The sequence below is a fragment of the Streptomyces sp. NBC_00080 genome (assembly GCF_045041255.1).
In the GTDB taxonomy this organism is placed as follows: Bacteria; Actinomycetota; Actinomycetes; order Streptomycetales; family Streptomycetaceae; genus Streptomyces; species Streptomyces coriariae.
This window is the reverse complement of the sequence record NZ_CP108235.1, coordinates 2,854,259-2,879,429: the sequence shown is the minus strand read 5'-3', so window position 1 is coordinate 2,879,429 and position 25,171 is coordinate 2,854,259. Positions and strand designations below refer to the sequence as shown.

The following is a 25,171-nucleotide window of genomic DNA, read 5'->3' as shown; positions in this document are numbered from 1 at the left end:
CAGATCAGCGCACCCGCCCTCGTCAGGACGCATCAGCGGCAACTGACGGGTACGTGCAAATTATTTGGGATGGCCCGGAATAGGAACACAGGGGCACCCCCGCTCGTTGTCATTACGTGAGCACGACACAGACACCACCTGTTCTCGCCGCAGAGCTGGCAGAGGCGTGGGCCGACATTCAGCGGTACCACCCCGAACTGCCGGATCTTGCCGCGCCAGAGTCCCTGATCGGGGAGTCGTCGTCCGCCTGCGGTCACGAGCTCTCCTTCGAGCGACTGCTTCACGAGGCAGTCCATGGCATCGCCGCCGCCCGCGGCGTGCGCGACACCTCCCGCGCCGGCCGCTACCACAACCGCAGATTCCTCGCGATCGCCGAGGAGCTGGGGCTGGACCACCCCGAGGAGCCCCACCCCAGCAGCGGCTTCTCCCTGGTCACGCTCAACCCCGAGGCCAAGCGGCGCTACCGCCCGACGATCGAGCGCCTCCAGCGGGCCCTCAAGGCCCATCTGGCGGCCACCTCCTCCGACACGACCCGCAGCTTCCGCGGCCCGGCGGCCCGGCACGGCTCCTCCGGCGGCGGCGTCCGGGTCAAGGCCGTGTGCGACTGCGGCCGCAACGTGCGGGTCGTACCGTCGGTCCTGGCCCAGGCGCCGATCGTGTGCGGGGGCTGCGGCAAGCCGTTCCGGATCCCGGAGATCGCGGGCGCGGCCTAGGCGCCTGCCGTCATGCACCGGCATCTCGTGGCTGCCGGTTCAGCGTGATGCGGGGGGCCGTCCGAGGCGGCGCCCCGCAAGCGCCGGGCGTTGCTGCCGCATGCCCGGAAACCACCCGCGGCCGGAACGGGCCCGCGTGGTGTGGCACAATGACTAGCTGTACTCGACAGTCGCACAGGACCCCTCTCTCCTCCGGCTGACGCGTCCATCGGGCACTCGGGTACCGCAACCCCACGCGGCCATCTCGCCGTGCCCAACCACGTCAAGACCAGGAGACACCACTTCCGTGGCAGTCAAGATCAAGCTGAAGCGTCTGGGCAAGATCCGCGCGCCTCACTACCGCATCGTCGTCGCCGACTCCCGCACCCGTCGTGACGGTCGTGCGATCGAGGAGATCGGCAAGTACCAGCCGACGTACCACCCGTCGATCATCGAGGTCGACGCCGACCGCGTGGCGTACTGGCTGGGTGTCGGCGCGCAGCCGACCGAGCCGGTGCTCGCCATTCTGAAGAAGACCGGCGACTGGCAGAAGTTCAAGGGCGAGCCCGCCCCGGCGCCGCTGCTCGTCGCCGAGCCGAAGAAGGCTCGCCCCGTGTTCGAGGCCCTCGGTGGCGACGACTCGGGCAAGGGTGAGGCCATCACCCAGAAGAAGAAGGCTGAGAAGAAGGACGAGGCTGCCGCCGAGTCCGAGTCGACCGAGGCCTGAGCAGCATGCTCGAAGAGGCGCTTGAGCACCTCGTGAAGGGCATCGTCGACAACCCCGACGATGTGCAGGTCGCCTCGCGCAACCTGCGCCGCGGGCGGGTGCTCGAGGTCAGGGTCCACCCCGACGACCTCGGCAAGGTGATCGGCCGCAACGGTCGCACCGCACGCGCTCTGCGCACCGTCGTGGGCGCCATCGGCGGCCGTGGCGTCCGCGTCGACCTCGTCGACGTGGATCACGTCCGCTGACGCGTTTCGCAGCACCGGCTCGGGCCGGGGAGGGCCACTGGCCCTCCCCGGCCCGTGGTCGTTACGGCAGTCGTGATGACAGGTACGACAGGTACGACAGGAGATCTTCAGAAGTGCAGCTCGTAGTCGCGCGGATCGGCCGCGCCCACGGCATCAAGGGCGAGGTCACCGTCGAGGTACGCACCGACGAGCCGGAGCAGCGGCTCGCGCCCGGCGCCGTCCTGGCCACGGACCCGGCCTCGACCGGCCCGCTGACCATCGAGACCGGCCGCGTCCACAGCGGTCGTCTCCTCCTGCGCTTCGAAGGGGTGCGGGACCGCACCGCCGCCGAAGCCCTGCGCAACACCCTCCTGATCGCCGAGATCGATCCCGCGGAGCTGCCCGAGGAGGAGGACGAGTACTACGACCACCAGCTGATGGACCTGGACGTGGTCACCAAGGAAGGCGTCGAGGTCGGCCGGATCACCGAGATCTCGCATCTGCCCTCCCAGGACCTCTTCATCGTCGAGCGGCCCGACGGCAGCGAGGTGATGATCCCCTTCGTCGAGGCGATCGTCACCGAGATCGACCTCGAGGAGCAGCGGGCCGTCATCGACCCGCCGCCCGGTCTGATCGACGACCAGGCCGAGATCGCGTCCGCGCGGGACGCCGCCGAGGCCGACGACGAGGGCACGGACGGGGACGCGGACACGGACGGGGACCGGCCGTAATGCGCCTCGACGTTCTCACGATCTTCCCCGAGTACCTCGACCCGCTGAACGTCTCCCTGGTCGGCAAGGCACGCGCGCGTGGCCGGCTGGACGTTCAGGTGCACGACCTGCGGGAGTGGACGTACGACCGGCACAACACGGTCGACGACACCCCCTACGGCGGTGGACCCGGCATGGTCATGAAGACCGACCCCTGGGGCGACGCGCTCGACACCGTCCTGGCCGACGGCTACGAGCGGGGCTCGCACGCGCCCGCGATCGTCGTCCCGACCCCCAGCGGCCGGCCCTTCACCCAGGAACTCGCGGTCGATCTCTCCGAGCGCCCCTGGCTGATCTTCACCCCGGCCCGCTACGAGGGCATCGACCGGCGGGTCATCGACGAGTACGCCACCCGGATCCCCGTCTACGAGGTCTCCATCGGCGACTACGTCCTGGCCGGCGGGGAGGCCGCCGTCCTGGTCGTCACCGAGGCCGTGGCACGCCTCCTGCCCGGCGTGCTCGGCAACGCCGAGTCCCACCGCGACGACTCCTTCGCCCCCGGCGCCATGGCCAACCTGCTGGAGGGCCCCGTCTACACCAAGCCGCCCGCCTGGCGCGGCAGGGAGATCCCCGAGGTGCTGCTCAGCGGCCACCACGGCAAGATCGCCCGCTGGCGCCGGGACGAGGCCCTGCGGCGCACGACGGCCAACCGGCCCGACCTGATCGAGCGCTGCGAGCCCAAGACCTTCGACAAGAAGGACCGCGAGATGCTCTCCATCCTGGGCTGGACGCCCGACCCGGAGGGTGCGCCGTACGGTCGATTTTGGCGCAGGACCGACGGCGTGGAACAATAGGTCGCTGTTGTGCGCCGTCCGGTGTGCGCCCCTGCCGCAGGGGGACACGACGCCCGCCTCGACGGGCACACGGCACTCAATCTTCGAACATCTAGTTCCGTTGATGACCTGTGGCATCAGCGAAGAAAGCAGACGAAATGTCTCACCTGCTCGACTCTGTCGACGCCGCGTCGCTGCGCAGCGACGTCCCGGCCTTCCGCCCGGGTGACACCGTCAACGTCCACGTCCGCGTCATCGAGGGCAACCGCTCCCGTGTCCAGCAGTTCAAGGGCGTAGTCATCCGCCGCCAGGGCGCCGGTGTCCGCGAGACCTTCACGGTCCGCAAGGTCTCCTTCTCCGTCGGCGTCGAGCGCACCTTCCCGGTGCACACCCCGATCGTCGAGAAGATCGAGCTCGTCACCCGCGGTGACGTGCGTCGCGCCAAGCTCTACTACCTGCGCGAGCTGCGCGGCAAGGCCGCGAAGATCAAGGAGAAGCGCGACAACTGAGTGCCTTCAGGGGTTCATAGAGCGGCCGGATAGCATCTGGCCCCGATGGACACCGAAGCTCAGCCGACGACGGAGCGCGACCGCTCCTCCCGCCCTTCCGTTCCCGCGGACGTCTCCCAGGAGACCCCGGAGACGGAAGGACCGGAGGGACGGTCGCGTTTCGCGTTGGCGGGGCGGATCACGGAGTGGCTCCCGGGCGGCCGGATCAGTCTCACCCTGCTGATCTGCCTGCTGTTTTTGCTGGTCCTCAACGCTTTCGTGGCGCAACCGTTCCAGATTCCCAGCGGATCCATGGAAAACGGATTGAGGATCGGCGACCGCGTTCTCGTAAATAAGTTGGCGTACCGTTTCGGTGCCGAGCCGCGGCGCGGCGATGTCGTCGTGTTCGACGGCACCGGGTACTTCGGGAACTTCGACTACATCAAGCGCGTCGTGGGTGTAGGGGGAGATCACGTGGTCTGCTGCGACAAGGAGGGGAGGATCAAGGTGAACGGCCGGTCGGTCGACGAGTCGACGTTCCTGTATCCCGGCGACGACGCGTCCACGGTGGACTTCGACGTGGTCGTGCCCGAGGGCACCCTGTTCGTCCTCGGTGACCACCGCAGCCACTCCAGCGACTCCCGGGACCACCTCGGTTCACCGGGCGGCGGCATGATCCCCGTCGGCCGTGTGATCGGCCGCGCCGACTGGATCCTCTGGCCCTACGCGCACCTCACCCGCCTGCCCCGCCCGAGCGCCTACGCGCGCGTGCCCGGCGCGGAGGGCGCCCATGGGTAACCGTGGAAGGCCGCGCGGCATCCCGACCAGCGCCGCGGAGAACCTGCTGCCCACCGGCGCCCGGCGCACCTCCAGCTCCGGCAGCGGTCGCACGCGCGCGGAACGGCGCAAGCTCCAGCGCAAGGTCAAGCGCAAGCGCAGGCGCTCGGCCGTCCGGGAGGTACCGCTGCTGGTCGGTGTGGCCGTCCTGATAGCCCTGGTACTGAAGACCTTCCTGGTGCAGGCCTTCGTGATCCCGTCCGGCTCCATGGAGCAGACGATCCGGATCGGCGACCGTGTCCTGGTCGACAAGTTCACCCCGTGGTTCGGCTCCAGGCCCGAGCGCGGGGACGTCGTCGTCTTCAAGGACCCCGGCGGCTGGCTCGACGACGAGCAGACCACCACCAAGAAGGAGGACCCGGTCGTCGTCAAGCAGATCAAGGAAGGGCTCACCTTCATCGGTCTGCTGCCGTCCGACGACGAGAAGGACCTCATCAAGCGGGTCGTCGGGGTGGGCGGCGACCGCGTCGTGTGCTGTGACACACAGGGGCGGGTCACCGTCAACGGCGTGCCTCTGGAGGAGGGGGCGTATCTGTATCCCGGCAACGACCCCTCCAGCACGTCGTTCGACATCACCGTCCCCCAGGGGCGGCTGTGGGTGATGGGCGACCACCGGGCCAACTCCGCCGACTCCCGGGCCCACCAGAACACCGACTACGGCGGCACCGTCTCGGAGGACGAGGTGGTGGGGCGGGCCATGGTCATCGCCTGGCCGCTGGGCCACTGGGTCCGTCTCAAGGAACCGCAAACTTTCACCTCCGTCACCGGCTCGGCCGCCACGGCGACCGCGTCCGCCCAGCTGTCGCATAGGGTTGCCCCCGGCGATCCGAACGGATCGATTCGACAACTCCCGAGCCCTGCGGAACTCCCGCTCGTTATGGGAGTGGTGGGCCTGCGTCGTACGTGGGGCAGGCAGCGGCACAGAGTGAGGAGTTGGCGTGGGGGATGTGGCGGTTGGCGCACGGTCCGGGCACGACGGCGAGGAGCACCGCGGTCATCCGGTGGAAGCCGCCGACCCGGCTTCCGACAGCGCCGTGACCTCCGGGAGTGACCCGGCGGCGGGCGGCGACGGCCCGCCGGCGGACGAGCCGCCCCGGACCGGTGGCGAAGGGTCCGGCGGTCCGGCCCCGAAGCCGAAGAAGCCCCGCTCCTTCTGGAAGGAGCTGCCGATCCTGATCGGCATCGCGCTCGTCCTCGCGCTGCTGATCAAGACGTTCCTCGTGCAGGCGTTCTCCATCCCGTCCGCCTCGATGGAGAACACCCTCAAGGAGGGTGACCGGGTCCTCGTCGACAAGCTGACCCCGTGGTTCGGTTCCGAGCCGGAGCGCGGCGAGGTCGTCGTCTTCCACGACCCCGACAACTGGCTGGCGGGCGAGGCCACCGTCGATCCGAACGCCTTCCAGACCGTCCTCAGCTGGATCGGCCTGATGCCGTCCGCCGAGGAGAAGGACCTGATCAAGCGGGTCATCGGGGTCGGCGGCGACACCATCTCGTGCAAGGGCACCGGCCCGCTCACGGTCAACGGCAAGGCGCTGAACGAAGCGGCGTACGTGTACCCCGGCAACACCCCGTGCAGCCAGGACGACCAGGGCGGCCAGTTCACCGTGAAGGTCCCCAAGGGCTTCATCTGGGTCATGGGCGACCACCGTCAGAACTCGCGCGACTCGCGCTACAACCAGTCGGACAAGAACCACGGCATGGTGCCCGTCGACCAGGTCGTCGGCCGTGCCGTCGTCAAGGCCTGGCCGCTCACCCGCTGGGGCACGCTGCCGGTGCCGGACACCTTCGACCAGGACGGCCTGAACACCCAGTCCGCCGGATCCGCGGCCCTGACGGTCGCCCCGCAGGGCCTCGCCCTCGTCGGCGTCGTCCCCGTCGTCCTGTGGCGCCGTCGGCGCACGGAGGACTCGGCGGTCCGCTGACCTTCCGGCTTCCGCGCCGCCGCCACTCGGCAAACCCTTTCCCAAGCTTGTGACCAAGGCTCGGGAAGTCCGGGGAAGAAGGGCTGACCCGGTTCGGTACCGCCGGGTAGGGTGCGGATCCATGGGTGGCGAGAGCACTACGCGTACGGCCCCGCACAGCGGCGGAGGCACCAACAGTGGCCCGGTGGGCAGCCGGACCGGACAGCGTCTGTCCGGACTGGCCGTCGCACTGGGCCTCGTGCTGTTCCTCGGCGGCTTCGGGTGGGGAGCCCTGCTCTACCGGCCGTACACCGTGCCCACCAGTTCCATGAGCCCGACGATCGCCGCCGGCGACCGGGTGCTGGCCGAGCGCGTCGACGGCGACGAGGTGCGCCGCGGGGACGTCGTCGTCTTCACCGACAAGACCTGGGCGAGCAACGCGCCCGTGGTCAAACGGGTCGTCGCGGTCGGCGGCGACACGGTCTCCTGCTGCACCGAAGGCAAGCTGACCGTCAACGGCAAGGAGATCGAGGAACCGTATCTGCCCGCCGGCAGCCTCGCCGAGAACAAGAACATCCCGACCGTGAAGGTCCCGGAGGGCCGGCTCTTCCTGCTCGGCGACGAGCGCGAGGGTTCCCTGGACTCCACCGCCCACCTCACGGACGCGGCCCAGGGCACGGTCGCGCGCAGCGCCGTCGCGGCCCGGGTCGACGCCGTGGTCTGGCCCATGAACGGCATGCTGGAGCGCCCCACGGGGTTCAAGACGCTCGGCGCCCTCTCCCAGCCGGGCCCGCTGGGCACGATCGGCTGGCTGATCGTCGCCGGTGGTGTGCTGGTCCTCGGTGGGGCGGCGTACGGCCCGATCGCCAAGCGCACCTCCGGCCGCCGTGCCCGGCCGGAGGCGGCCGGTGCCCGCTGAGACCACGGACGAGCCGACGGGCGCGGGCGTCGACTCGTACGAGGGCGGGCTGCGCAAGGTGGCCCGGGTCGTCCTCCTCGACCCGCGGGACCGCATCCTGCTGCTGCACGGCCATGAGCCGGACGACCCGGCCGAGAACTGGTGGTTCACCCCGGGCGGCGGTGTGGAGGGCGACGAGACCCGTGAGGAGGCGGCTCTGCGGGAACTCGTCGAGGAGACCGGCATCACCGAGGTCGAACTCGGCCCGGTGCTGTGGCGGCGGATGTGTTCCTTCCCGTTCGCGGGCCGCCGCTGGGACCAGGACGAGTGGTACTACCTGGCCCGTACGACGGTGACGGCGACCCGTGCCACAGCCCTGACCGAGCTGGAGCGGCGCAGCGTCGCCGGAGCGCGTTGGTGGACCTGTGAGGAACTGACGCGGACACATGAGACGGTGTATCCGACCAGACTCGCCGAGCTGCTGCGCAGGCTGCTCGACGAAGGTCCTCCGGCCGGACCCGTAACCCTGGACACGGAAATCGTCTAGAGGCGCACGGGACTGGCGCACAATGAGGAGATCGCACGGCTGAAGGGGAACATGCCATGAGCGCCGAGGACCTCGAGAAGTACGAGACCGAGATGGAGCTGAAGCTCTACCGGGAGTACCGCGATGTCGTCGGTCTGTTCAAATACGTGATCGAGACCGAGCGGCGGTTCTACCTCACGAACGATTACGAGATGCAGGTGCACTCGGTCCAGGGCGAGGTGTTCTTCGAGGTGTCGATGGCGGACGCCTGGGTGTGGGACATGTACCGCCCGGCCCGGTTCGTGAAACAGGTGCGGGTGCTCACGTTCAAGGACGTGAACATCGAGGAGCTCAACAAGAGCGATCTGGAGCTTCCCGGGAGCTGAGTCCCGTGCCGGAGCGCTCGTGCGGGTGACGGGGTTTTCCACAGTCCCCGAGTTGTCCACCAAGATCTTTTTCATGGCGGCGGATGCGTGAACGTGGGTGCCGGAGGTGGTGCCCACATGAACACGCACACGGATCTGGCCCGAGGCGCACTCGGCAGGTACGGCGAGGAACTGGCCGCACGACGGCTGGTCGAGGCCGGGATGGCGGTCCTGGAGCGCAACTGGCGCTGCGGCAGGACCGGTGAGATCGACATCGTCGCGAGGGACGGTGAAGTCCTGGTCGTCTGCGAGGTGAAGACCCGCAGCGGCGGCGGATTCCAGCACCCGATGGCGTCGGTGACACCGGAGAAGGCCGAGCGCCTGCGCGGCCTGGCCGAGCGGTGGATCCAGGCACACGGGGGAGCCCCGCCGGGCGGCGTCCGCATCGACCTGGTCGGCGTCGTCCTGCCCCGCCGCGGAGCGGCCGTCGTCGAGCACGCGCGGGGGGTGGCCTGAGATGGGCTTCGCGCGTACGTGCTCGGTGGCGCTCGTGGGCGTCGAAGGGGTCGTCGTCGAGGTGCAGGCCGACCTCGAACCGGGAGTGGCGGCGTTCACGCTGGTGGGGCTGCCGGACAAGAGCCTGACCGAGAGCCGGGACCGGGTACGGGCGGCGGTGGTGAACTCGGGCGGCGAATGGCCGCAGAAGAAGCTCACCGTCGGACTCAGCCCGGCATCGGTGCCCAAGGGCGGCAGCGGCTTCGATCTGGCCATCGCCAGCGCCGTGCTCGGCGCGGCCGAACGGATCGACCCGCGAGTGCTCGCCGACATCGTCATGATCGGAGAGCTCGGCCTGGACGGACGGGTGCGCCCGGTCCGGGGCATCCTGCCCGCCGTGCTGGCCGCGGCCGACGCCGGATACGAACAGGTGGTCGTGCCGGAGTGCGCCGCCGCCGAGGCGGCACTGGTCCCCGGTGTGTCCGTGCTCGGGGTGCGCAGCCTGCGGCAGCTGATCGCGATCCTCGCCGACGAGCCGGTCCCCGACGAGGAACCGGACGAGGAGGGCCGCCCGGATCCGCTCCTGGCCGGCCTGCGGATGCCCGGCACGGGAGCGGCCACGGGGATGCACAGCATGGGCGCCGCGCATCTGGACCAGGAGCACGACCTCGCGGACGTGGTCGGGCAGAGCTCGGCGCGGACAGCGGTGGAGGTGGCCGCGGCCGGCGGACACCACCTCTTCCTGGAAGGACCGCCCGGGACCGGCAAGACCATGCTCGCGGAGCGCCTGCCGGCCGTACTGCCCCGGCTGGGCCGGCAGGAGTCGCTGGAGGTCACCGCGGTCCACTCGGTGGCCGGGCTGCTGCCGCCGGGCAAGCCCCTCATCGACGTGGCCCCGTACTGCGCCCCGCACCACTCGGCCACGATGCAGTCGCTGGTCGGGGGCGGGGCCGGGTTCGCCCGACCCGGCGCCGTCTCGCTGGCCCATCGTGGGGTGCTCTTCCTCGACGAGACCCCCGAGTTCGGCAGTCACGCCCTCGACGCCCTGCGGCAGCCCCTGGAGGCCGGGCACGTGGTGATCGCGCGCAGCGCGGGAGTGGTGCGGTTCCCGGCACGGTTCCTGATGGTGCTCGCGGCGAACCCCTGCCCGTGCGGCCGGTTCTCGCAGCGGGACACCCTGTGCGAGTGCCCGCCGTCCGCGATCCGCCGCTACCAGGCACGGCTCTCCGGCCCGCTGCTCGACCGGGTGGACCTGCGGGTCGAGGTCGACCCGGTCGGCCGGGCCGAGCTCGCGCACCGCGGTCCGGGGGGCGAGTCCACGGCGATCGTCGCCGACCGGGTCAGGGCCGCCAGGGAGCGCGCGGCGGCCCGGCTGGCGGGCACTCCGTGGCGGACCAACAGCGAGGTGCCGGGGCGGGAGCTGCGCAACCGCTGGCATGCCGGGATCGGTGCCATGGACGAGGCGGAGCGCAGCCTGGAGCGAGGGGTGCTGACCGCCCGGGGGCTCGACCGGGTCCTGCGCGTCGCCTGGACCGTCGCCGACCTGGTCGGACACGACCGGCCCGGCACGATGGACGTGAACCTGGCCCTCCAGCTGCGCACGGGGGTGCCGCGCGGTGTGCCGATGGCCCTCGGGGCCCTGACGTGAACGGCGGCGGCGAACGGGCGGGGGACCGGCTCGCCCGGGTCTTCCTCGGCCGGGTCCTCGAGCCCGGCGACGAGGTGGGCGGGCAGTGGGTGCGGGAGCGGGGCGTGCCGGAGGTGGTGCGTCGGCTGCGGGACGACGGGGAGCCGTTGCCCGGGGTGACCGCGCGGCGCTGGGCCGGCTTGCGGGCGCGGGCCGGGCAGGCGGAGCCGGAGCGGGATCTGGCCCTCGCGCGGGAGGCCGGAGTGCGGTTCGTGTGTCCGGGAGACGCCGAGTGGCCGGGAACGCTGGACGAGCTCGGGGACGCCCGGCCCCTGGGGCTCTGGGTGCGGGGGCGGCCCAGTCTGCGGATGTGGGCGCTGCGGTCGGTCGCCGTCGTCGGTGCCCGCGCGTGCACCGAGTACGGCGCCCACATGGCGGCCACCCTCTCCGCCGGCCTCGCCGAACAGGGGTGGGTGGTGGTGTCGGGGGGCGCGTACGGAGTGGACGGCGCCGCCCACCGGGGCGCCCTCGGCGCGGGCGGCGCCACCGTCGCCGTTCTCGCCTGCGGGGTCGACCAGCCCTACCCGCGCGGCCACACGGCATTGATCAGCAGGATCGCCGAACAGGGCTTGGTGATCGGCGAGTTGCCGCCCGGCGATCATCCGACCCCGAGCAGGTTCATCCTGCGCAACCGGGTGATCGCCGCGCTCACCCGGGGCACGGTCGTCGTCGAGGCCGCCTACCGCAGCGGCTCGCTGGTCACCGCTCGGGCGGCCCAGCGGCTGGGCCGGCACACGATGGGGGTACCGGGGCCGGCCACGAGTGGACTCTCCGCCGGTGTGCACGAACTGCTGCGGGGAGAGGCCGTGCTGGTCACCGACGCCGCGGAGGTCGTCGAACTGGTCGGTGACATGGGCGAGCTGGCTCCCGACCGGCGCGGCCCCGCGCTGCCGCGCGATCTGCTGGAGCCGGCTGCCCGGCGGGTCCTGGCGGCGCTGCCCGCCCGCAGACCGGCGGCGGTCGGCGAGGTCGCCCGCGAGGCCCGGACCACACCGGACGACGCGATCGCGAGACTGTACGAACTCAGAGCACTCGGCTACGTCGAACGACACGGCGACGGCTGGAAGTTGACACGCCAGGCGGTGGTGTCCGTTCGAGGGGGTCGGCGTCCGTGTTGACCCGGGCTGTTCGGCCGTCCGGGGGAACGCCGAAAGCCTTGGGGATTCCGGCAGTTGACCCACCGCCGGGGTCGGCCGCCGTGACCGCCGTGACCCTGGAGTGCGTCCAGCGGAACGTATCTGCGTACCGGTCGGGGCCCTCTCTTCGCGCACCGCGACACTTCAGTCACGCTACGCTCACGAGGATTCCGGCACAGACCGGCACCTCTGCACCACGCGGTACCCACCTCACGCACTTCACGGCAGAACGGCACAAGGCGACGAATGCCCCAGCACACCTCCGGGTCCGACCGGGCGGCGATCACCCCAGCCGCCCGTGACGGTGGCAGCGTGCGGCCGCCCGCTCCCTCGACACTCGACGAGCTGTGGCGGTCGTACAAGGCGACGGGGGACGAACGGCTGCGGGAGCAGCTGATCCTGCACTACTCACCGCTGGTGAAGTACGTGGCGGGCCGGGTGAGCGTCGGCCTGCCGCCCAATGTGGAGCAGGCCGACTTCGTCTCCTCCGGGGTCTTCGGACTGATCGACGCGATCGAGAAGTTCGACATCGAACGGGAGATCAAGTTCGAGACCTACGCGATCACCCGGATCCGGGGCGCGATGATCGACGAGCTCCGGGCGCTGGACTGGATCCCGCGGTCGGTGCGGCAGAAGGCGCGCAACGTCGAGCGGGCCTACGCGACGCTGGAGGCCCGGCTGCGGCGGACTCCCTCGGAGTGCGAGGTGGCCGCCGAGCTGGGCATCGCGGTGGACGAACTGCACGCGGTGTTCAGTCAGTTGTCGCTCGCCAACGTGGTCGCGCTGGAGGAGCTGCTGCACGTCGGGGGTGAGGACGGGGACGGCCTCAGCTTCATGGACACGCTGGAGGACACCGCAGCGGACAACCCCGTGGAGGTGGCCGAGGACCGGGAGCTCAGGCGGTTCCTCGCACGGGCGATCAACACGCTGCCCGACCGGGAGAAGACGGTCGTCACGCTCTACTACTACGAGGGCCTGACGCTCGCCGAGATCGGGAACGTGCTGGGTGTGACCGAGAGCAGGGTCAGCCAGATCCACACCAAGTCGGTCCTGCAGTTGCGCGCGAAACTGGCGAGCTTCGGCCGCTGAACCGGCCGGGCCGGCCCGGCCGGACGACGTGAGTGCGGGCGCAGTCACTCCCGTCGGGGGTGGAGCGTCCGTAGAGTGGTCGACGTGCCAAGGATTCGAGCGGCCTCCGTGGCCGAGCACCGGTCGATGCAGCGTGCCGCCCTGCTGGACGCGGCACGCTCCCTGCTGTCCGAGGGCGGGACGGAGGCGCTGACCTTCCCGGCCCTCGCCGAGCGCACGGGACTCGCGCGCTCCTCCGTGTACGAGTACTTCCGGTCGCGGGCCGCCGTGGTCGAGGAGCTGTGCGAGGTCGACTTCCCCGTGTGGGCGGCGGAGGTCGAGGCGGCGATGGCCGCGGCCGACGGGGCCGAGGCCAAGGTCGAGGCGTATGTGCGCCGGCAGCTCGCCCTGGTGGGTGACCGGCGGCACCGGGCCGTCGTGGCGATCTCGGCGAGCGAGCTGGACGCGGGGGCCCGGGAGAAGATCCGGGCTTCGCACGGCGGGCTCGTGGCGATGATCGGGGCGGCGCTGGCGGAACTGGGGCACGCGGAGCCCCGGCTGGCGGCGATGCTGTTGCAGGGTGTGGTGGACGCCGCGGTGCGGCGGATCGAGCTCGGGGCCGCGGAGGACCCCTCGGCGATCACGGACGCCGCGGTGGCCATGGTGCTGCGGGGCGTCCGGGGCTGAGTCACGGCAGGGGGACGCCGAGCACCGGCAGCAGCCGAGACGGGCCGCTCCGCCGCAGCCACGGGGGCAGCAGCGACAGCGGGTCCAGATACGTCCTGCCGCTCAGCAGCCCCCAGTGCACACACGTTCGCACGCAATGCGAGCCTGTCGGCTCCACCGTGCCGACGACCTGGCCCGGGGCCACCTCGTCACCCTTGTGCACGGAGGCCCGCACCGGCTCGTAGGTGGTCCGCAGGGGCGGCCGGCCCGTCGCCGACAGTTCCACCGAGACGACGCCCCGGCCGGCCACCCGCCCCGCGAACGACACGCGGCCGGCCGCCACCGCCCTCACCGGGGCGTCCGGAGGTGCCGCGAGGTCGACGCCTCGGTGGCCGCGGGCGTACGGGCCGGCCGGTGGCTCCCATCCCCGCAGCACCGCCGGACGGGTCCCCACCGGCCAGACCCGGGCGATCGCCGGGACGGGCGGCGCGGGGAACGCCCGGGCTCCCGGTGCGACCCGCGGGCCCGCCCACGCCACCGTGGCCAGCGTCATCATCGACAGGACCGGCAGCAGGGCCGTGAATCGCTGTGCGTGCATGACGCCACCGTCGCGTGTTCCCGTGACCGCTGCCGGGACCTGTGGACCACCCGCCGGTTGTGGACAGCGGCGTCACCCGGTGCCCCGCCGGTCCCGTACACTTCTTCTGGCGATCCGGGTCACCGGGTCGACTTCGCACGCCCCGGTATCGGGGGCCGGCCACGGTCGGTTCTCCGGTATCTGCGCCCCTCGGTCCTTCGTGGCTCGGCGCATCGCGGGCGTCAGGCGCGGGAGCCGTCCGGTCCCCGCGGTACAACCGAGAAACCCAAGGAGAACGGCCATGGCCGTCGTCACGATGCGGGAGCTGCTGGAAAGCGGCGTCCACTTCGGTCACCAGACCCGTCGCTGGAACCCGAAGATGAAGCGCTTCATCTTCACCGAGCGCAACGGCATCTACATCATCGACCTGCTCCAGTCGCTGTCGTACATCGACCGCGCCTACGAGTTCGTCAAGGAGACCGTCGCCCACGGCGGCACGGTCATGTTCGTCGGTACGAAGAAGCAGGCGCAGGAGGCCATCGCGGAGCAGGCCACCCGCGTCGGCATGCCTTACGTCAACCAGCGCTGGCTGGGCGGCATGCTCACCAACTTCTCGACCGTCTACAAGCGCCTTCAGCGCCTCAAGGAGCTCGAGCTCATCGACTTCGAGGACGTCGCCGCCTCGGGTCTGACGAAGAAGGAGCTCCTGGTCCTCTCGCGTGAGAAGGCCAAGCTCGAGAAGACCCTCGGTGGTATCCGCGAGATGTCCAAGGTGCCCAGCGCCGTCTGGATCGTGGACACCAAGAAGGAGCACATCGCGGTCGGCGAGGCCCGGAAGCTCAACATCCCGGTCGTCGCCATCCTCGACACCAACTGTGACCCCGACGAGGTCGACTACAAGATCCCGGGCAACGACGACGCGATCCGCTCCGTCACCCTGCTCACCCGCGTGATCGCCGACGCCGTCGCCGAGGGCCTCATCTCCCGTTCCGGCGTCGCCACCGGCGACAAGGGCGACAAGGCCGCCGGCGAGCCGCTGGCCGCGTGGGAGCGCGACCTCCTCGAGGGCGAGAAGAAGGCCGACGCCGAGACCACGGACGAGGCTGCTGCCGAGAAGCCGGCCGAGGCCGCTGCCGAGGCTGAGGCCCCGGCCGCCGAGGCTCCCGCCGCTGAGGCCGAGGCTCCCGCAGCCGAGGCCGCCGAGGCCCCCGCCGCCGAGGCCGCTCCGGCCGCCGAGGGCGAGCAGGCCTGAGTCAGGCCGTAGGCCGTACGGGCGCCAGGTCGTCCGTACGGCCCCAGGGATGAAGTGACGGCGGGGGGTGCCGAGCGCACCGCCCGCCGTTCACCCACAGCCCCCAGATCTTCGAGACTTCGAACTCCGAGAGAGATTCACAGATCATGGCGAACTACACCGCCGCTGACGTCAAGAAGCTCCGTGAGCTCACCGGCGCCGGCATGATGGACTGCAAGAAGGCGCTGGACGAGGCCGAGGGCAGCGTCGACAAGGCCGTCGAGGCGCTCCGGATCAAGGGCCAGAAGGGCGTCGCCAAGCGTGAGGGCCGCTCCGCCGAGAACGGCGCCGTGGTCTCGATCATCGCTGACGACAACTCCTCCGGCGTCCTCGTCGAGCTGAAGTGCGAGACGGACTTCGTCGCCAAGGGTGACAAGTTCCAGGCCGTCGCCAACGCGATCGCCGAGCACGTCGCCAAGACCTCCCCGGCCGACCTCGAGGCGCTGCTCACGTCCGAGATCGAGGCCGGCAAGACCGTCCAGGCGTTCGTGGACGAGGCCAACGCCAACCTCGGCGAGAAGATCGTGCTGGACCGCTTCGCGCAGTTCGCCGACGGCTTCGTGGCCGCGTACATGCACCGCACGATGCCCGACCTGCCGCCGCAGATCGGTGTCCTCGTCGAGCTGGACAAGCCGAACGCCGACGTCGCCAAGGGCATCGCCCAGCACATCGCCGCCTTCGCGCCGAAGTACCTCTCCAAGGAGGACGTGCCGGCCGAGGTCGTCGAGTCCGAGCGCCGCGTCGCCGAGGAGACCACCCGCGCCGAGGGCAAGCCCGAGGCCGCCCTGCCGAAGATCGTCGAGGGTCGCCTCAACGGCTTCTTCAAGGACGCCACGCTGCTCGGCCAGCCGTACGCGCTGGACAACAAGAAGTCCGTCCAGAAGGTCCTGGACGAGGCCGGTGTCACCCTGAAGCGCTTCACGCGCATCAAGGTCGGCATCTGAGTCCGTGCCGCGATCGACGCTCCGGCCCGATAGGGTCGGACGCAGTCGTCCGGTACGCCGTCACGCGTGTGCGTGACGGACGACAGCAGATCTGACGAGGAGGCCATTGCCGCGCACGGGTTGGAACACCCCACCGGCAATGGCCTTCTTCGCATGTGCACCACGTGAAAGAGGCGGGATCTCCCATGACCACCAAGGCCCAGAAGAGCGACGACGGCAAACTACGCGGCCGGTTCATGCTGAAGCTGTCCGGGGAGGCATTCTCCGGTGGCGGGGGCCTGGGCGTGGACCCCGACGTGGTGCACAAGATCGCCCGTGAGATCGCCGCCGTCGTCCGTGACGGTGCCGAGATCGCGGTCGTGATCGGCGGCGGCAACTTCTTCCGCGGCGCCGAGCTCCAGCAGCGCGGCATGGACCGTGCCCGCTCGGACTACATGGGCATGCTCGGCACGGTCATGAACTGCCTCGCCCTCCAGGACTTCCTGGAGAAGGAGGGCATCGACAGCCGCGTCCAGACCGCCATCACCATGGGCCAGGTCGCCGAGCCGTACATCCCGCTGCGCGCCGTGCGGCACCTGGAGAAGGGCCGCGTGGTCATCTTCGGTGCCGGTATGGGCATGCCGTACTTCTCCACCGACACCACCGCCGCCCAGCGCGCCCTGGAGATCGACGCCGAGGCGCTGCTGATGGGCAAGAACGGCGTGGACGGCGTCTACGACTCCGACCCGAAGACCAACCCGGCGGCCGTCAAGTTCGACGCCCTCGGCTACGGCGAGGTCATCACCCGCGACCTGAAGGTCGCCGACATGACCGCGATCACGCTGTGCCGCGACAACAAGCTCCCGATCCTCGTCTTCGAGCTTCTGACCGAGGGCAATATCGCTCGCGCCGTCAAGGGTGAGAAGATCGGCACGCTTGTGGGTGAGCAAGGCAGCCGGTCCTGACCGGTGGAACCCCGTAGAACCCCGGTTCCGTACGACAACACCTGACCGGGGGACGGACCCTGGCCGGGGGATGGACAATGTCCTGCCGGTCGGGAACCGTGCAGGAAGAAGACGCGACGCAGCCGGCCGCCGCCTCCGCAAGGAACCGCAGCCGGGCCTACTCAAGACACGCAGGAGCAAGTGGTGATCGAAGAGACCCTCCTCGAGGCCGAGGAGAAGATGGAGAAGGCCGTCGTGGTCGCCAAGGAGGACTTCGCCGCGATCCGCACCGGCCGTGCGCACCCGGCGATGTTCAACAAGATCGTTGCCGACTACTACGGCGCACCGACGCCGATCAACCAGCTGGCTTCGTTCTCCGTGCCGGAGCCGCGCATGGCGGTCGTGACCCCGTTCGACAAGACCGCGCTGCGCAACATCGAGCAGGCGATCCGCGACTCCGACCTGGGCGTCAACCCGAGCAACGACGGCAACATCATCCGAGTGGTGTTCCCCGAGCTGACCGAGGAGCGCCGCCGCGACTACATCAAGGTCGCCAAGGGCAAGGGTGAGGACGCCAAGGTGTCCATCCGCGCGGTCCGCCGCAAGGCCAAGGACGCGATCGACAAGCTGATCAAGGACGGAGAGGTCGGCGAGGACGAGGGCCGCCGTGCGGAGAAGGAGCTCGACGACACCACCGCGAAGTACGTCGCCCAGGTGGACGAGCTCCTGAAGCACAAGGAAGCGGAGCTGCTCGAGGTCTGATGAACGACTCTTCCTGGGGCTCACCGCCACACGCCGGGTCGCGGGCCGGGTACTGGGGGCCCGTCGACCAGGGGCTTGTCCAGGGGGCCGCCCCGGCGGGTCCCGCGTACGATGCGCCTGAGGCGCAGCAGACTCGCCCCATGCCCATCGTCCCCGACGTACCCGCGCGCGGCGGAAACCAGGATGACGACCGGGGGGCCGCTCGGCCGGGCGGCCCCTTGTTCCCGGACCGGCCGTACGGCAACCAGCCGTACGGCGACGCCGCTCACGGCCACGACACACCGTCGGCACAGCCCCACGCGGCGGTGCCGCAGAATCCGGAGCCCATGCCCGACGCCTCTCACCCGGCGCCCGCACCCCAGAAGAAGAGTGCGGGCCGAGACCTGGGCGCGGCCATAGGGGTCGGGGTCGGGCTCGGTGTGGTGATCATCGCGTCGCTGTTCGTCGTCAAGGCCGTGTTCATCGGCGTGATAGCGGTCGCCGTCGTCGTCGGCCTGTGGGAGCTGACCAGCAGGCTGCAGGAGCGCAAGGGCATCAAGGCGCCGCTCGTGCCGCTCGCGGTCGGCGGTGCGGCGATGGTCGTCGCCGGATACGTCCGGGGTCCCGAGGGTGCCTGGGTCGCCATGGCCCTCACCGCGCTCGCGGTGCTGGTCTGGCGGATGACGGAACCGCCCGAGGGCTACCTGAAGGACGTCACGGCCGGCGTCTTCGCGGCCTTCTACGTCCCGTTCCTGGCCACGTTCGTCGCCCTGATGCTCACCGCCGACGACGGAGCGTTCCGCGTCATGACGTTCCTGGTCCTGACGGTCGTCAGCGACACGGGCGCGTACGCCGTCGGCTGGCGCTTCGGCAAGACCAAGCTCGCTCCGCGCATCAGCCCGGGCAAGACCCGCGAGGGCCTGCTCGGCGCGGTGTCGTTCGCGATGGTCGCCGGCGCGCTGCTGATGCAGTTCGTGATCGACGACGGCACCTGGTGGCAGGGTCTGCTGCTCGGCCTCGCCGTCGCGGCCAGCGCCACGCTCGGCGACCTCGGCGAGTCGATGATCAAGCGGGACCTGGGCATCAAGGACATGGGCACGCTGCTCCCGGGTCACGGGGGCATCATGGACCGCCTGGACTCGCTGCTGCCCACGGCGCCCGTGGTGTGGCTGCTGCTCGTCCTGTTCGTGGGTTCCGGCTGAACCCACATCGCCCGACCGGCTCGTACGGGCCCTCTCCCTGTGCTTCGGGGAGGGGGCCCGTCGCCGTATGACCTGGCAGTTCTCCGCGCCCGGCCGCCGACGATCACGCCGCACGGCTCGCAGCCGGGGCCACGCATTCGATCTGAGACACTGGAGGGGTTATGCCTGCACCCGGAGAACTCACTTTCGTCGCCCCCCGCGGAGCCAAGAAGCCGCCGCGGCATCTCGCCGACCTCTCGCCCGCCGAGCGGAAGGAGGTCGTGGCGGAGATCGGGGAGAAGCCGTTCCGTGCCAAGCAGCTGTCGCAGCACTACTTCGCGCGTTACGCGCACGACCCGGCGGAGTGGACCGACATCCCCGCCGGTGCTCGCGAGAAGCTGCGTGAGGCGCTGCTGCCGGACCTGATGTCGGTCGTGCGGCATCTGTCGACGGACCAGGGGACCACCCGCAAGACCCTGTGGCGGCTGTTCGACGGCACGCTCGTGGAGTCGGTGCTGATGCGCTACCCGGACCGGGTGACGATGTGCATCAGCTCGCAGGCCGGGTGCGGGATGAACTGCCCGTTCTGCGCGACCGGACAGGCGGGCCTCGACCGCAATCTGTCCACCGCCGAGATCGTGCACCAGATCGTCGACGGGATGCGGGCGCTGCGGGACGGGGATGTCCCGGGGGGTCCCGCGCGGCTGTCCAACATCGTCTTCATGGGGATGGGCGAGCCTCTCGCCAACTACAAGCGGGTCGTCGGCGCCATCCGCGCGCTCACCGACCCGGCTCCGGACGGGCTCGGGATCTCGCAGCGGGGCATCACCGTGTCGACGGTCGGGCTGGTGCCGGCCATCCACCGGTTCTCCGACGAGGGCTTCAAGTGCCGGCTCGCGATCTCCCTGCACGCGCCGGACGACGAGCTGCGCGACACCCTCGTCCCCGTGAACACACGGTGGAAGGTGCGCGAGGTGCTGGACGCCGGATTCGAGTACACCGAGCGGTCCGGGCGCCGGCTGTCCATCGAGTACGCGCTGATCCGCGACATCAACGACCAGGCCTGGCGTGGTGACCGGCTGGGAAGGCTGCTGCGCGGCAAGCCCGTGCACGTCAACCTCATCCCGCTCAACCCGACTCCGGGCTCGAAGTGGACGGCGTCCCGGCCCGAGGACGAGAAGGCGTTCGTCGAGGCGATCGCCGCGCACGGAGTGCCGGTCACGGTGCGGGACACCCGTGGCCAGGAGATCGACGGGGCGTGCGGTCAGCTCGCGGCCACCGAGCGGTAGTCTGACCCCGGTATCAGGTACGACGTATCGGGTATCAGTACGTTCGTATCAGTACATCTTCATATTCCGACAGGGGAGCGCCACAGCGCTGAGAGTGCGGGAGAGTCCGCAGACCCTCTGAACCTTGCCCAGGTCATTCTGGGTAGGAAGTTCGGTCATCACTCAAGCTGTTGCGCCCTGCCCGGGCGCCTGTGGAACCTTCCGCGGGTGCCCGGGCAGGGCCGCGTCTCTTCCTGGTCAACCCCAGGAGGAAATCCAGTGCACACCAGGACGTTCGTGGCCGCGGCCGTCGGCCTCGGCCTCGGCCTCGGCCTCGTCACGCTGTCCGCCTGCGGATCGTCGGACGACGACGGTTCGGCGGCGCAGTCCAAGACCGTCACCCTCGTCAGCCACGACTCGTGGGCCGTCTCCAAGAACGTGCTCGCGGACTTCGAGAAGAGTTCCGGCTACCAGGTGAAGGTCCTCAAGGACGGCGACGCAGGTCAGGCCGTCAACAAGGCCATCCTCACCAAGGACAACCCGCAGGGCGACGTCTTCTTCGGCGTCGACAACACACTCCTGTCGCGCGCCCTCGACAACGGGCTGTTCCAGTCGTACGAGGCGAAGGGCGCGGACCAGGTCCTGCCCGCGTACCGGGCCGATCAGAAGAAGCACCGGGTCACGCCCGTCGACACCGGTGACATCTGCGTCAACTACGACAAGGCGTACTTCAGCGCGCACAAGCTGACCCCGCCCGCCTCCTTCGACGACCTCCTGAAGCCCGCGTACAAGAACCTGCTGGTCACCGAGAACGCCGCCACCTCCTCGCCGGGCCTCGGCTTCCTGCTGGGCACGGCCGCCGAGTACGGCGACGAAGGCTGGGCGGACTACTGGAAGAAGCTGAAGGCCAACGGCGTGAAGGTGGTCGACGGCTGGGAGCAGGCCTACAACGAGGAGTTCTCCGGCTCCGCGGGCGGAAAGAAGGCGGGGGCCGACCGGCCGCTCGTCGTCTCGTACGCCTCCTCGCCGCCCGCCGAGGTGATCTACGGCGATCCCAAGCCGACCACCGCCCCGACCGGCGTCTCCACCGGCACCTGCTTTCGCCAGGTCGAGTACGCGGGTCTGCTGAGCAACGCGGCCAACCCCGAGGGCGGCAAGGCGCTCCTGGACTTCCTGCTCACCAAGGAGTTCCAGCAGGACATGCCGCTCAACATGTTCGTCTACCCGGTGCGGGAGGGGGCCGCGGTCCCGGCGGAGTTCACGAAGTACGGCCCGCAGGCCAAGGACCCCGAGACGCTGGACCCGGCGAAGATCGCCGACAACCGTGACGACTGGGTCAAGTCATGGACCTCGCTCGTACTGAAGTGACCGGGCGCGCGGCCCGCACGGGGAACGCGGCGCGGCTCGGACTCATGGCCGTGCCCGTCGCGTTCTTCGCGGTCTTCTTCGCCTACCCGGTCGCCGCGATCGTCGCCCGGGGGCTCGGCTCCGACGGGGGCTGGCGCTTCGGGCGGCTGTGGGACGTGCTCGCGCAGTCCGACATCCGGCACGTCCTGTGGTTCACCACCTGGCAGGCGCTGGCCTCCACCGCGCTGACGTTCCTGGTCGCGCTGCCCGCCGCGTATGTCTTCGCCCGCCTGGCGTTCCCGGGCAAGCAGGTGCTGCGCGCCGTAGTCACCGTCCCGTTCGTGCTGCCGACGGTCGTCGTCGGCACGGCGTTCCTGGCGCTCGTCGGGCGCGGTGGGCTGCTCGACGACCTGTGGGGCGTACGGCTGGACACCACGGTGTGGGCGATCCTGCTGGCGCACGTCTTCTTCAACTACGCGGTCGTCGTACGGACGGTGGGCGGGCTGTGGTCGCAGCTCGACCCGCGGCAGGAGGAGGCGGCGCGGATGCTCGGTGCGTCCCGCCTGACGGCGTGGCGCACGGTCACCCTGCCCGCCCTGGGGCCCGCCGTCGCGGCCGCCGCGCTGATGGTCTTCCTCTTCACCTTCACCTCCTTCGGCGTCGTGCAGATCCTCGGCGGCCCCACGTTCTCCACCCTCGAGGTGGAGATCTACCGGCAGACCTCCGAGATCTTCGACCTGTCCACGGCCGCCGTCCTGACGATCGTCCAGTTCCTGGCCGTCGGCGCGATCCTCGCGGTGCACGCCCGGACCGTACGCAGGCGCGAGAGCGCGCTGCGGCTGGTGGACGCGTCGGTGACGGCGCGGAGCCCGCGCGGCGCCGGGCAGTGGGCGCTGCTCGCCGGAGTGCTCGGCACGATCGCCGTGCTGCTGGTGCTGCCGCTGGCGGTGCTGGCGCAGCGCTCGCTCGACGCGCCCGACTTCGCCTACTACCGGGCGTTGACCAGCGACGACGGCAACGTCTTCCTGGTCCCGCCGATCGACGCGATCGGCAACTCGCTGCAGTACGCCGTCACCGCGACCGCGATCGCGGTGGCCATCGGCGGGCTCGCCGCGGCCGCGCTCACCCGACGGGACGCCGGACGGCTGGTCCGCGGCTTCGACGCGCTGCTGATGCTGCCGCTGGGCGTCTCCGCGGTGACCGTCGGCTTCGGGTTCCTGATCGCGCTCGACGAGCCTCCGCTGGACCTGCGCGGTACGTGGATCCTGGTGCCGCTCGCGCAGGCGCTGGTCGGCATCCCGTTCGTCGTACGGACCATGCTGCCGGTGCTGCGGGCCGTGGACCAGCGGTTGCGGGAGGCGGCGGCCGTGCTCGGGGCGTCGCCGTGGCGCGTGTGGCGGGAGGTCGACCTGCCGATGGTGTGGCGGGCGCTGCTCGTCGCGGCCGGGTTCGCCTTCGCGGTGTCGCTGGGGGAGTTCGGGGCGACGGTGTTCATCGCGCGGCCCGACAACCCGACGCTGCCGGTCGCCGTGGCGCGGCTGCTCGGGCGGGCCGGCGAGCTGAACTACGGCCAGGCGATGGCCCTTTCGACGATTCTGATGGTGGTGTGCGTGGTGGCGCTGCTGGTGCTGGAGCGACTGCGGACCGACCGGACGGGGGAGTTGTAGATGCTGCTGGAACTGGAGCGCGCCACCGTGCGGTTCGGTGGACGGCCCGTGCTCGACGCCGTCGATCTCGCGGTGGCCGAGCACGAGGTGGTGTGTGTGCTGGGACCGAGCGGCAGCGGCAAGTCGACGTTGCTGCGGGCGGTGGCCGGGCTCCAACCGCTGGACGCCGGACGGGTGCTGCTCGACGGACGCGACCAGGCGGGGGTGCCCGCGCACAGGCGGGAGCTCGGCCTGATGTTCCAGGACCATCAGCTGTTTCCGCAGCGGGACGTGGGCGGCAACGTCGCCTTCGGGCTGAGGATGCACGGCATGCCCAGGATCCGGCAGGCCGAGCGGGTGGCGGAGCTGCTCGAACTGGTCGGGCTTCCGGGCGCGGCGGGCCGTGCGGTGGCCGCGCTCTCCGGTGGGGAACAGCAGCGGGTGGCGCTGGCCCGGGCCCTGGCGCCGCGCCCCCGGTTGCTGATGCTCGACGAGCCGCTCGGCCAGCTCGACCGGTCGCTGCGGGAGCGCCTGGTCGTCGAACTCCGCGAGCTGTTCGGCCGGTTGGGGACGACCGTGCTGGCGGTCACCCACGACCAGGGCGAGGCGTTCGCGCTCGCCGACCGGGTGGTGGTGATGCGGGACGGGCGGATCGCCCAGTCCGGTACGCCTCTCGAGGTGTGGCAGCGGCCGGCGGACGCGTTCGTGGCGCGTTTCCTCGGCTTCGACAACGTGGTGGAGGCGACCGTCACGGAGGAGGCCGCGGTCACGCCGTGGGGCAAGGTGCCGGTGCCTCCCGGGTCGGCGCAGGGGGCGCGCGCGCTGCTCGTCCGGCCCGCCGGTGTGCGCCTGGTGGGCGCGGACGAGGGACTGCGCTGCACGGTCACCGCCCGCACCTTCCGCGGCACCCATGTCGCCGTGCACCTTCAGCCGGAGGGCGCGCCGAGGCTGGAGGCGGCGTGCACGCTGCGGGACGCGCCGGAGGTCGGGGGCGTGGTGGGAGTGTCCTTCGACGCGACCGAGACCGTCGTACTGGACTGACCGGCCCACCCCGCGGGTGTGTGACATGCGGGTGGCCCGCCCCCGGAGACAGGGGCGGGCCACCCGGGTGTGTCCGGCGGGCCGGCCGGTCGTGCGGGTCAGCGGTTGCCGGATCCGCGGCGCCGCATACCGAAGAACACCGCGCCACCGCCGACGGCGACCAGGACCGCCGCGATGCCGACGATCAGACCGGTGTTGGAGCCGGCGCCGGTCTCGGCCAGGTTGGACTCCTGGGCCGCGGCCGACGGGGCGTTGCTCGCGGAGGGCGCGGGCGCGGCGCTGTCGCTCGCCGAGCCGGACGGGGACGGGGTGGTCGTCTCGGCCGGCGGCGCAGTCGTCGTGCTGTCCGACGGCGTCGAGGACGGGGTGGTGGACGGGGTGGTGGTCGGGGTGGACGTGTCCTCGGCCTCGCAGGCCTTGGACGGGGTGGTCAGGTTGCCGGGGATGTCCTTGTCGACCAGGATCTTCTTGCCCTTGACGGCCTTGACGTGGATCCGGTACTCGGCGTTCGGCTCCCAGTCCTCGGCGAACGAGACGGTCACGCCCTTCTGCGAGCCCTCGACCGTCTGTGCCGCGCCGACCTGCCGCAGGTCGGCGCCGTTGTTCTCGAGGAAGACGGTGATGACGGCCGGGACGCCCGTGGGGTCCTTGTCGGTGACGGTGATGACACCCTTGGCGCCGTCACAGGCGGCAGTGGCGGAGAACTCGCTGATGTCGCAGGCCAGCGCGGTGCCGGCGGCGCTGAGCGCCAGGGCGGCGGAGGCGGCGGTGACACCGAGCATGCGCACCGAACGGGCGGCGGTACGGCGGGAAAGGGACACGTTTGTCCTTTACGGGAAGCGCAACTGCGGGGGGTGGAGGGGAAGATGGCGTCCCCGGTGAGCCGAGTGCGTCACCATCCCCAGCAGACTCACAGGTCTATAAGCGTTCCATAAGAAGTGTCAATGCGGGGACCCCTC

At 70.7% G+C, this 25,171-nt stretch carries 28 protein-coding genes and 1 riboswitch; of the genes, 26 read left to right on the top strand and 2 right to left on the bottom strand.

Annotated features, from left to right (window positions below; translation table 11 throughout):
* Positions 1–116: 116 nt before the first annotated feature.
* The 17 genes from OHU34_RS12540 (at position 117) to OHU34_RS12460 (ending at position 13,274) form a co-directional block, all read left to right on the top strand.
* Positions 117–713 carry a hypothetical protein gene (locus tag OHU34_RS12540; protein ID WP_028806665.1) on the top strand — a complete coding sequence of 199 codons (597 nt, stop codon included), beginning with the start codon at positions 117–119 and terminating at the stop codon, positions 711–713.
* A gap of 286 nt (positions 714–999) precedes the next feature.
* On the top strand, positions 1,000–1,419 hold the full coding sequence (rpsP, locus tag OHU34_RS12535; RefSeq protein WP_054239730.1) for a 30S ribosomal protein S16: 420 nt from the start codon (positions 1,000–1,002) through the stop codon (positions 1,417–1,419).
* Positions 1,420–1,424: 5 nt separating this feature from the next.
* Positions 1,425–1,664 carry an RNA-binding protein gene (locus OHU34_RS12530; protein WP_003973401.1) on the top strand — a complete coding sequence of 80 codons (240 nt, stop codon included), beginning with the start codon at positions 1,425–1,427 and terminating at the stop codon, positions 1,662–1,664.
* Between the two features lie 113 nt (positions 1,665–1,777).
* Complete coding sequence (gene rimM / locus OHU34_RS12525) at positions 1,778–2,374, top strand: ribosome maturation factor RimM (protein ID WP_142266335.1); 597 nt, start codon at positions 1,778–1,780, stop codon at positions 2,372–2,374.
* A complete protein-coding gene (gene trmD, locus OHU34_RS12520; protein WP_405766326.1) occupies positions 2,374–3,207 on the top strand; it encodes a tRNA (guanosine(37)-N1)-methyltransferase TrmD in 834 nt (277 codons plus the stop codon). The genes rimM and trmD overlap by 1 nt, the downstream gene beginning before the upstream one ends.
* Before the next feature lie 137 nt (positions 3,208–3,344).
* A complete protein-coding gene (gene rplS / locus OHU34_RS12515) occupies positions 3,345–3,695 on the top strand; it encodes a 50S ribosomal protein L19 (protein WP_020128707.1) in 351 nt (116 codons plus the stop codon).
* A gap of 45 nt (positions 3,696–3,740) precedes the next feature.
* Positions 3,741–4,472 carry a signal peptidase I gene (lepB, locus tag OHU34_RS12510; protein WP_142266336.1) on the top strand — a complete coding sequence of 244 codons (732 nt, stop codon included), beginning with the start codon at positions 3,741–3,743 and terminating at the stop codon, positions 4,470–4,472.
* Positions 4,465–5,562 (top strand): signal peptidase I, encoded by a 1,098-nt coding sequence (lepB, locus tag OHU34_RS12505; protein ID WP_142266337.1) that lies wholly within the window; start codon positions 4,465–4,467, stop codon positions 5,560–5,562. The genes lepB (OHU34_RS12510) and lepB (OHU34_RS12505) overlap by 8 nt, the downstream gene beginning before the upstream one ends.
* On the top strand, positions 5,450–6,433 hold the full coding sequence (lepB, locus tag OHU34_RS12500) for a signal peptidase I (protein WP_142266338.1): 984 nt from the start codon (positions 5,450–5,452) through the stop codon (positions 6,431–6,433). Before lepB (OHU34_RS12505) ends, lepB (OHU34_RS12500) begins: the two co-directional genes overlap by 113 nt.
* A 121-nt stretch (positions 6,434–6,554) precedes the next feature.
* A complete protein-coding gene (gene lepB / locus OHU34_RS12495) occupies positions 6,555–7,331 on the top strand; it encodes a signal peptidase I (protein WP_028806664.1) in 777 nt (258 codons plus the stop codon).
* The gene (locus OHU34_RS12490; protein ID WP_230194548.1) at positions 7,321–7,857 is read left to right on the top strand and encodes an NUDIX hydrolase; all 537 of its coding nucleotides are present in this window, start codon (positions 7,321–7,323) and stop codon (positions 7,855–7,857) included. The genes lepB (OHU34_RS12495) and OHU34_RS12490 overlap by 11 nt, the downstream gene beginning before the upstream one ends.
* A gap of 56 nt (positions 7,858–7,913) precedes the next feature.
* Entirely contained in the window at positions 7,914–8,222 is a 309-nt protein-coding gene (locus tag OHU34_RS12485) for a DUF2469 domain-containing protein (RefSeq protein WP_005311352.1), read from the top strand.
* Between the two features lie 117 nt (positions 8,223–8,339).
* Positions 8,340–8,717 (top strand): YraN family protein, encoded by a 378-nt coding sequence (locus OHU34_RS12480; protein WP_200839820.1) that lies wholly within the window; start codon positions 8,340–8,342, stop codon positions 8,715–8,717.
* Position 8,718: 1 nt separating this feature from the next.
* The gene (locus OHU34_RS12475; protein WP_405766321.1) at positions 8,719–10,344 is read left to right on the top strand and encodes a YifB family Mg chelatase-like AAA ATPase; all 1,626 of its coding nucleotides are present in this window, start codon (positions 8,719–8,721) and stop codon (positions 10,342–10,344) included.
* Positions 10,341–11,501 (top strand): DNA-processing protein DprA, encoded by a 1,161-nt coding sequence (gene dprA / locus OHU34_RS12470; protein WP_142266381.1) that lies wholly within the window; start codon positions 10,341–10,343, stop codon positions 11,499–11,501. The genes OHU34_RS12475 and dprA overlap by 4 nt, the downstream gene beginning before the upstream one ends.
* 264 nt (positions 11,502–11,765) lie before the next feature.
* Entirely contained in the window at positions 11,766–12,608 is an 843-nt protein-coding gene (whiG, locus tag OHU34_RS12465) for an RNA polymerase sigma factor WhiG (protein WP_054239720.1), read from the top strand.
* A 108-nt stretch (positions 12,609–12,716) separates the two neighbouring features.
* Positions 12,717–13,274, top strand: a complete 558-nt coding sequence (locus OHU34_RS12460; RefSeq protein WP_405772242.1) for a TetR/AcrR family transcriptional regulator — start codon at positions 12,717–12,719, stop codon at positions 13,272–13,274.
* A 1-nt stretch (position 13,275) separates the two neighbouring features.
* Here the strand turns inward: OHU34_RS12460 and OHU34_RS12455 are convergent, their stop codons facing one another.
* Positions 13,276–13,851: a M23 family metallopeptidase gene (locus OHU34_RS12455; RefSeq protein WP_142266382.1), complete on the bottom strand. Its 576-nt coding sequence runs from the start codon at positions 13,849–13,851 to the stop codon at positions 13,276–13,278.
* A gap of 280 nt (positions 13,852–14,131) precedes the next feature.
* On the opposite strand from OHU34_RS12455, the gene rpsB reads away from it, so the two are divergent.
* The 9 genes from rpsB to OHU34_RS12410 all read left to right on the top strand — a co-directional run bounded on the left by rpsB (position 14,132) and on the right by OHU34_RS12410 (position 24,212).
* A complete protein-coding gene (gene rpsB / locus OHU34_RS12450) occupies positions 14,132–15,082 on the top strand; it encodes a 30S ribosomal protein S2 (RefSeq protein WP_142266383.1) in 951 nt (316 codons plus the stop codon).
* A gap of 146 nt (positions 15,083–15,228) precedes the next feature.
* Entirely contained in the window at positions 15,229–16,065 is an 837-nt protein-coding gene (gene tsf / locus OHU34_RS12445; protein WP_142266384.1) for a translation elongation factor Ts, read from the top strand.
* Positions 16,066–16,250: 185 nt separating this feature from the next.
* The gene (gene pyrH / locus OHU34_RS12440; protein ID WP_054239716.1) at positions 16,251–17,009 is read left to right on the top strand and encodes a UMP kinase; all 759 of its coding nucleotides are present in this window, start codon (positions 16,251–16,253) and stop codon (positions 17,007–17,009) included.
* A gap of 183 nt (positions 17,010–17,192) precedes the next feature.
* A complete protein-coding gene (gene frr, locus OHU34_RS12435) occupies positions 17,193–17,750 on the top strand; it encodes a ribosome recycling factor (protein ID WP_020128692.1) in 558 nt (185 codons plus the stop codon).
* A complete protein-coding gene (locus OHU34_RS12430; protein WP_142266385.1) occupies positions 17,750–18,931 on the top strand; it encodes a phosphatidate cytidylyltransferase in 1,182 nt (393 codons plus the stop codon). Before frr ends, OHU34_RS12430 begins: the two co-directional genes overlap by 1 nt.
* A gap of 161 nt (positions 18,932–19,092) precedes the next feature.
* Entirely contained in the window at positions 19,093–20,199 is a 1,107-nt protein-coding gene (gene rlmN, locus OHU34_RS12425) for a 23S rRNA (adenine(2503)-C(2))-methyltransferase RlmN (RefSeq protein WP_054239714.1), read from the top strand.
* A gap of 61 nt (positions 20,200–20,260) precedes the next feature.
* Positions 20,261–20,366: riboswitch (TPP riboswitch) on the top strand.
* Positions 20,367–20,457: 91 nt separating this feature from the next.
* Positions 20,458–21,546 (top strand): thiamine ABC transporter substrate binding subunit, encoded by a 1,089-nt coding sequence (locus OHU34_RS12420; RefSeq protein WP_405766318.1) that lies wholly within the window; start codon positions 20,458–20,460, stop codon positions 21,544–21,546.
* On the top strand, positions 21,522–23,192 hold the full coding sequence (locus OHU34_RS12415) for an ABC transporter permease (RefSeq protein ID WP_405766316.1): 1,671 nt from the start codon (positions 21,522–21,524) through the stop codon (positions 23,190–23,192). Before OHU34_RS12420 ends, OHU34_RS12415 begins: the two co-directional genes overlap by 25 nt.
* Positions 23,193–24,212: an ABC transporter ATP-binding protein gene (locus OHU34_RS12410; RefSeq protein ID WP_230194544.1), complete on the top strand. Its 1,020-nt coding sequence runs from the start codon at positions 23,193–23,195 to the stop codon at positions 24,210–24,212.
* A gap of 98 nt (positions 24,213–24,310) precedes the next feature.
* Here OHU34_RS12410 and OHU34_RS12405 read toward each other — a convergent pair whose 3' ends face one another.
* Positions 24,311–25,033: an LAETG motif-containing sortase-dependent surface protein gene (locus OHU34_RS12405; protein WP_142266389.1), complete on the bottom strand. Its 723-nt coding sequence runs from the start codon at positions 25,031–25,033 to the stop codon at positions 24,311–24,313.
* Positions 25,034–25,171 lie beyond the last annotated feature (138 nt).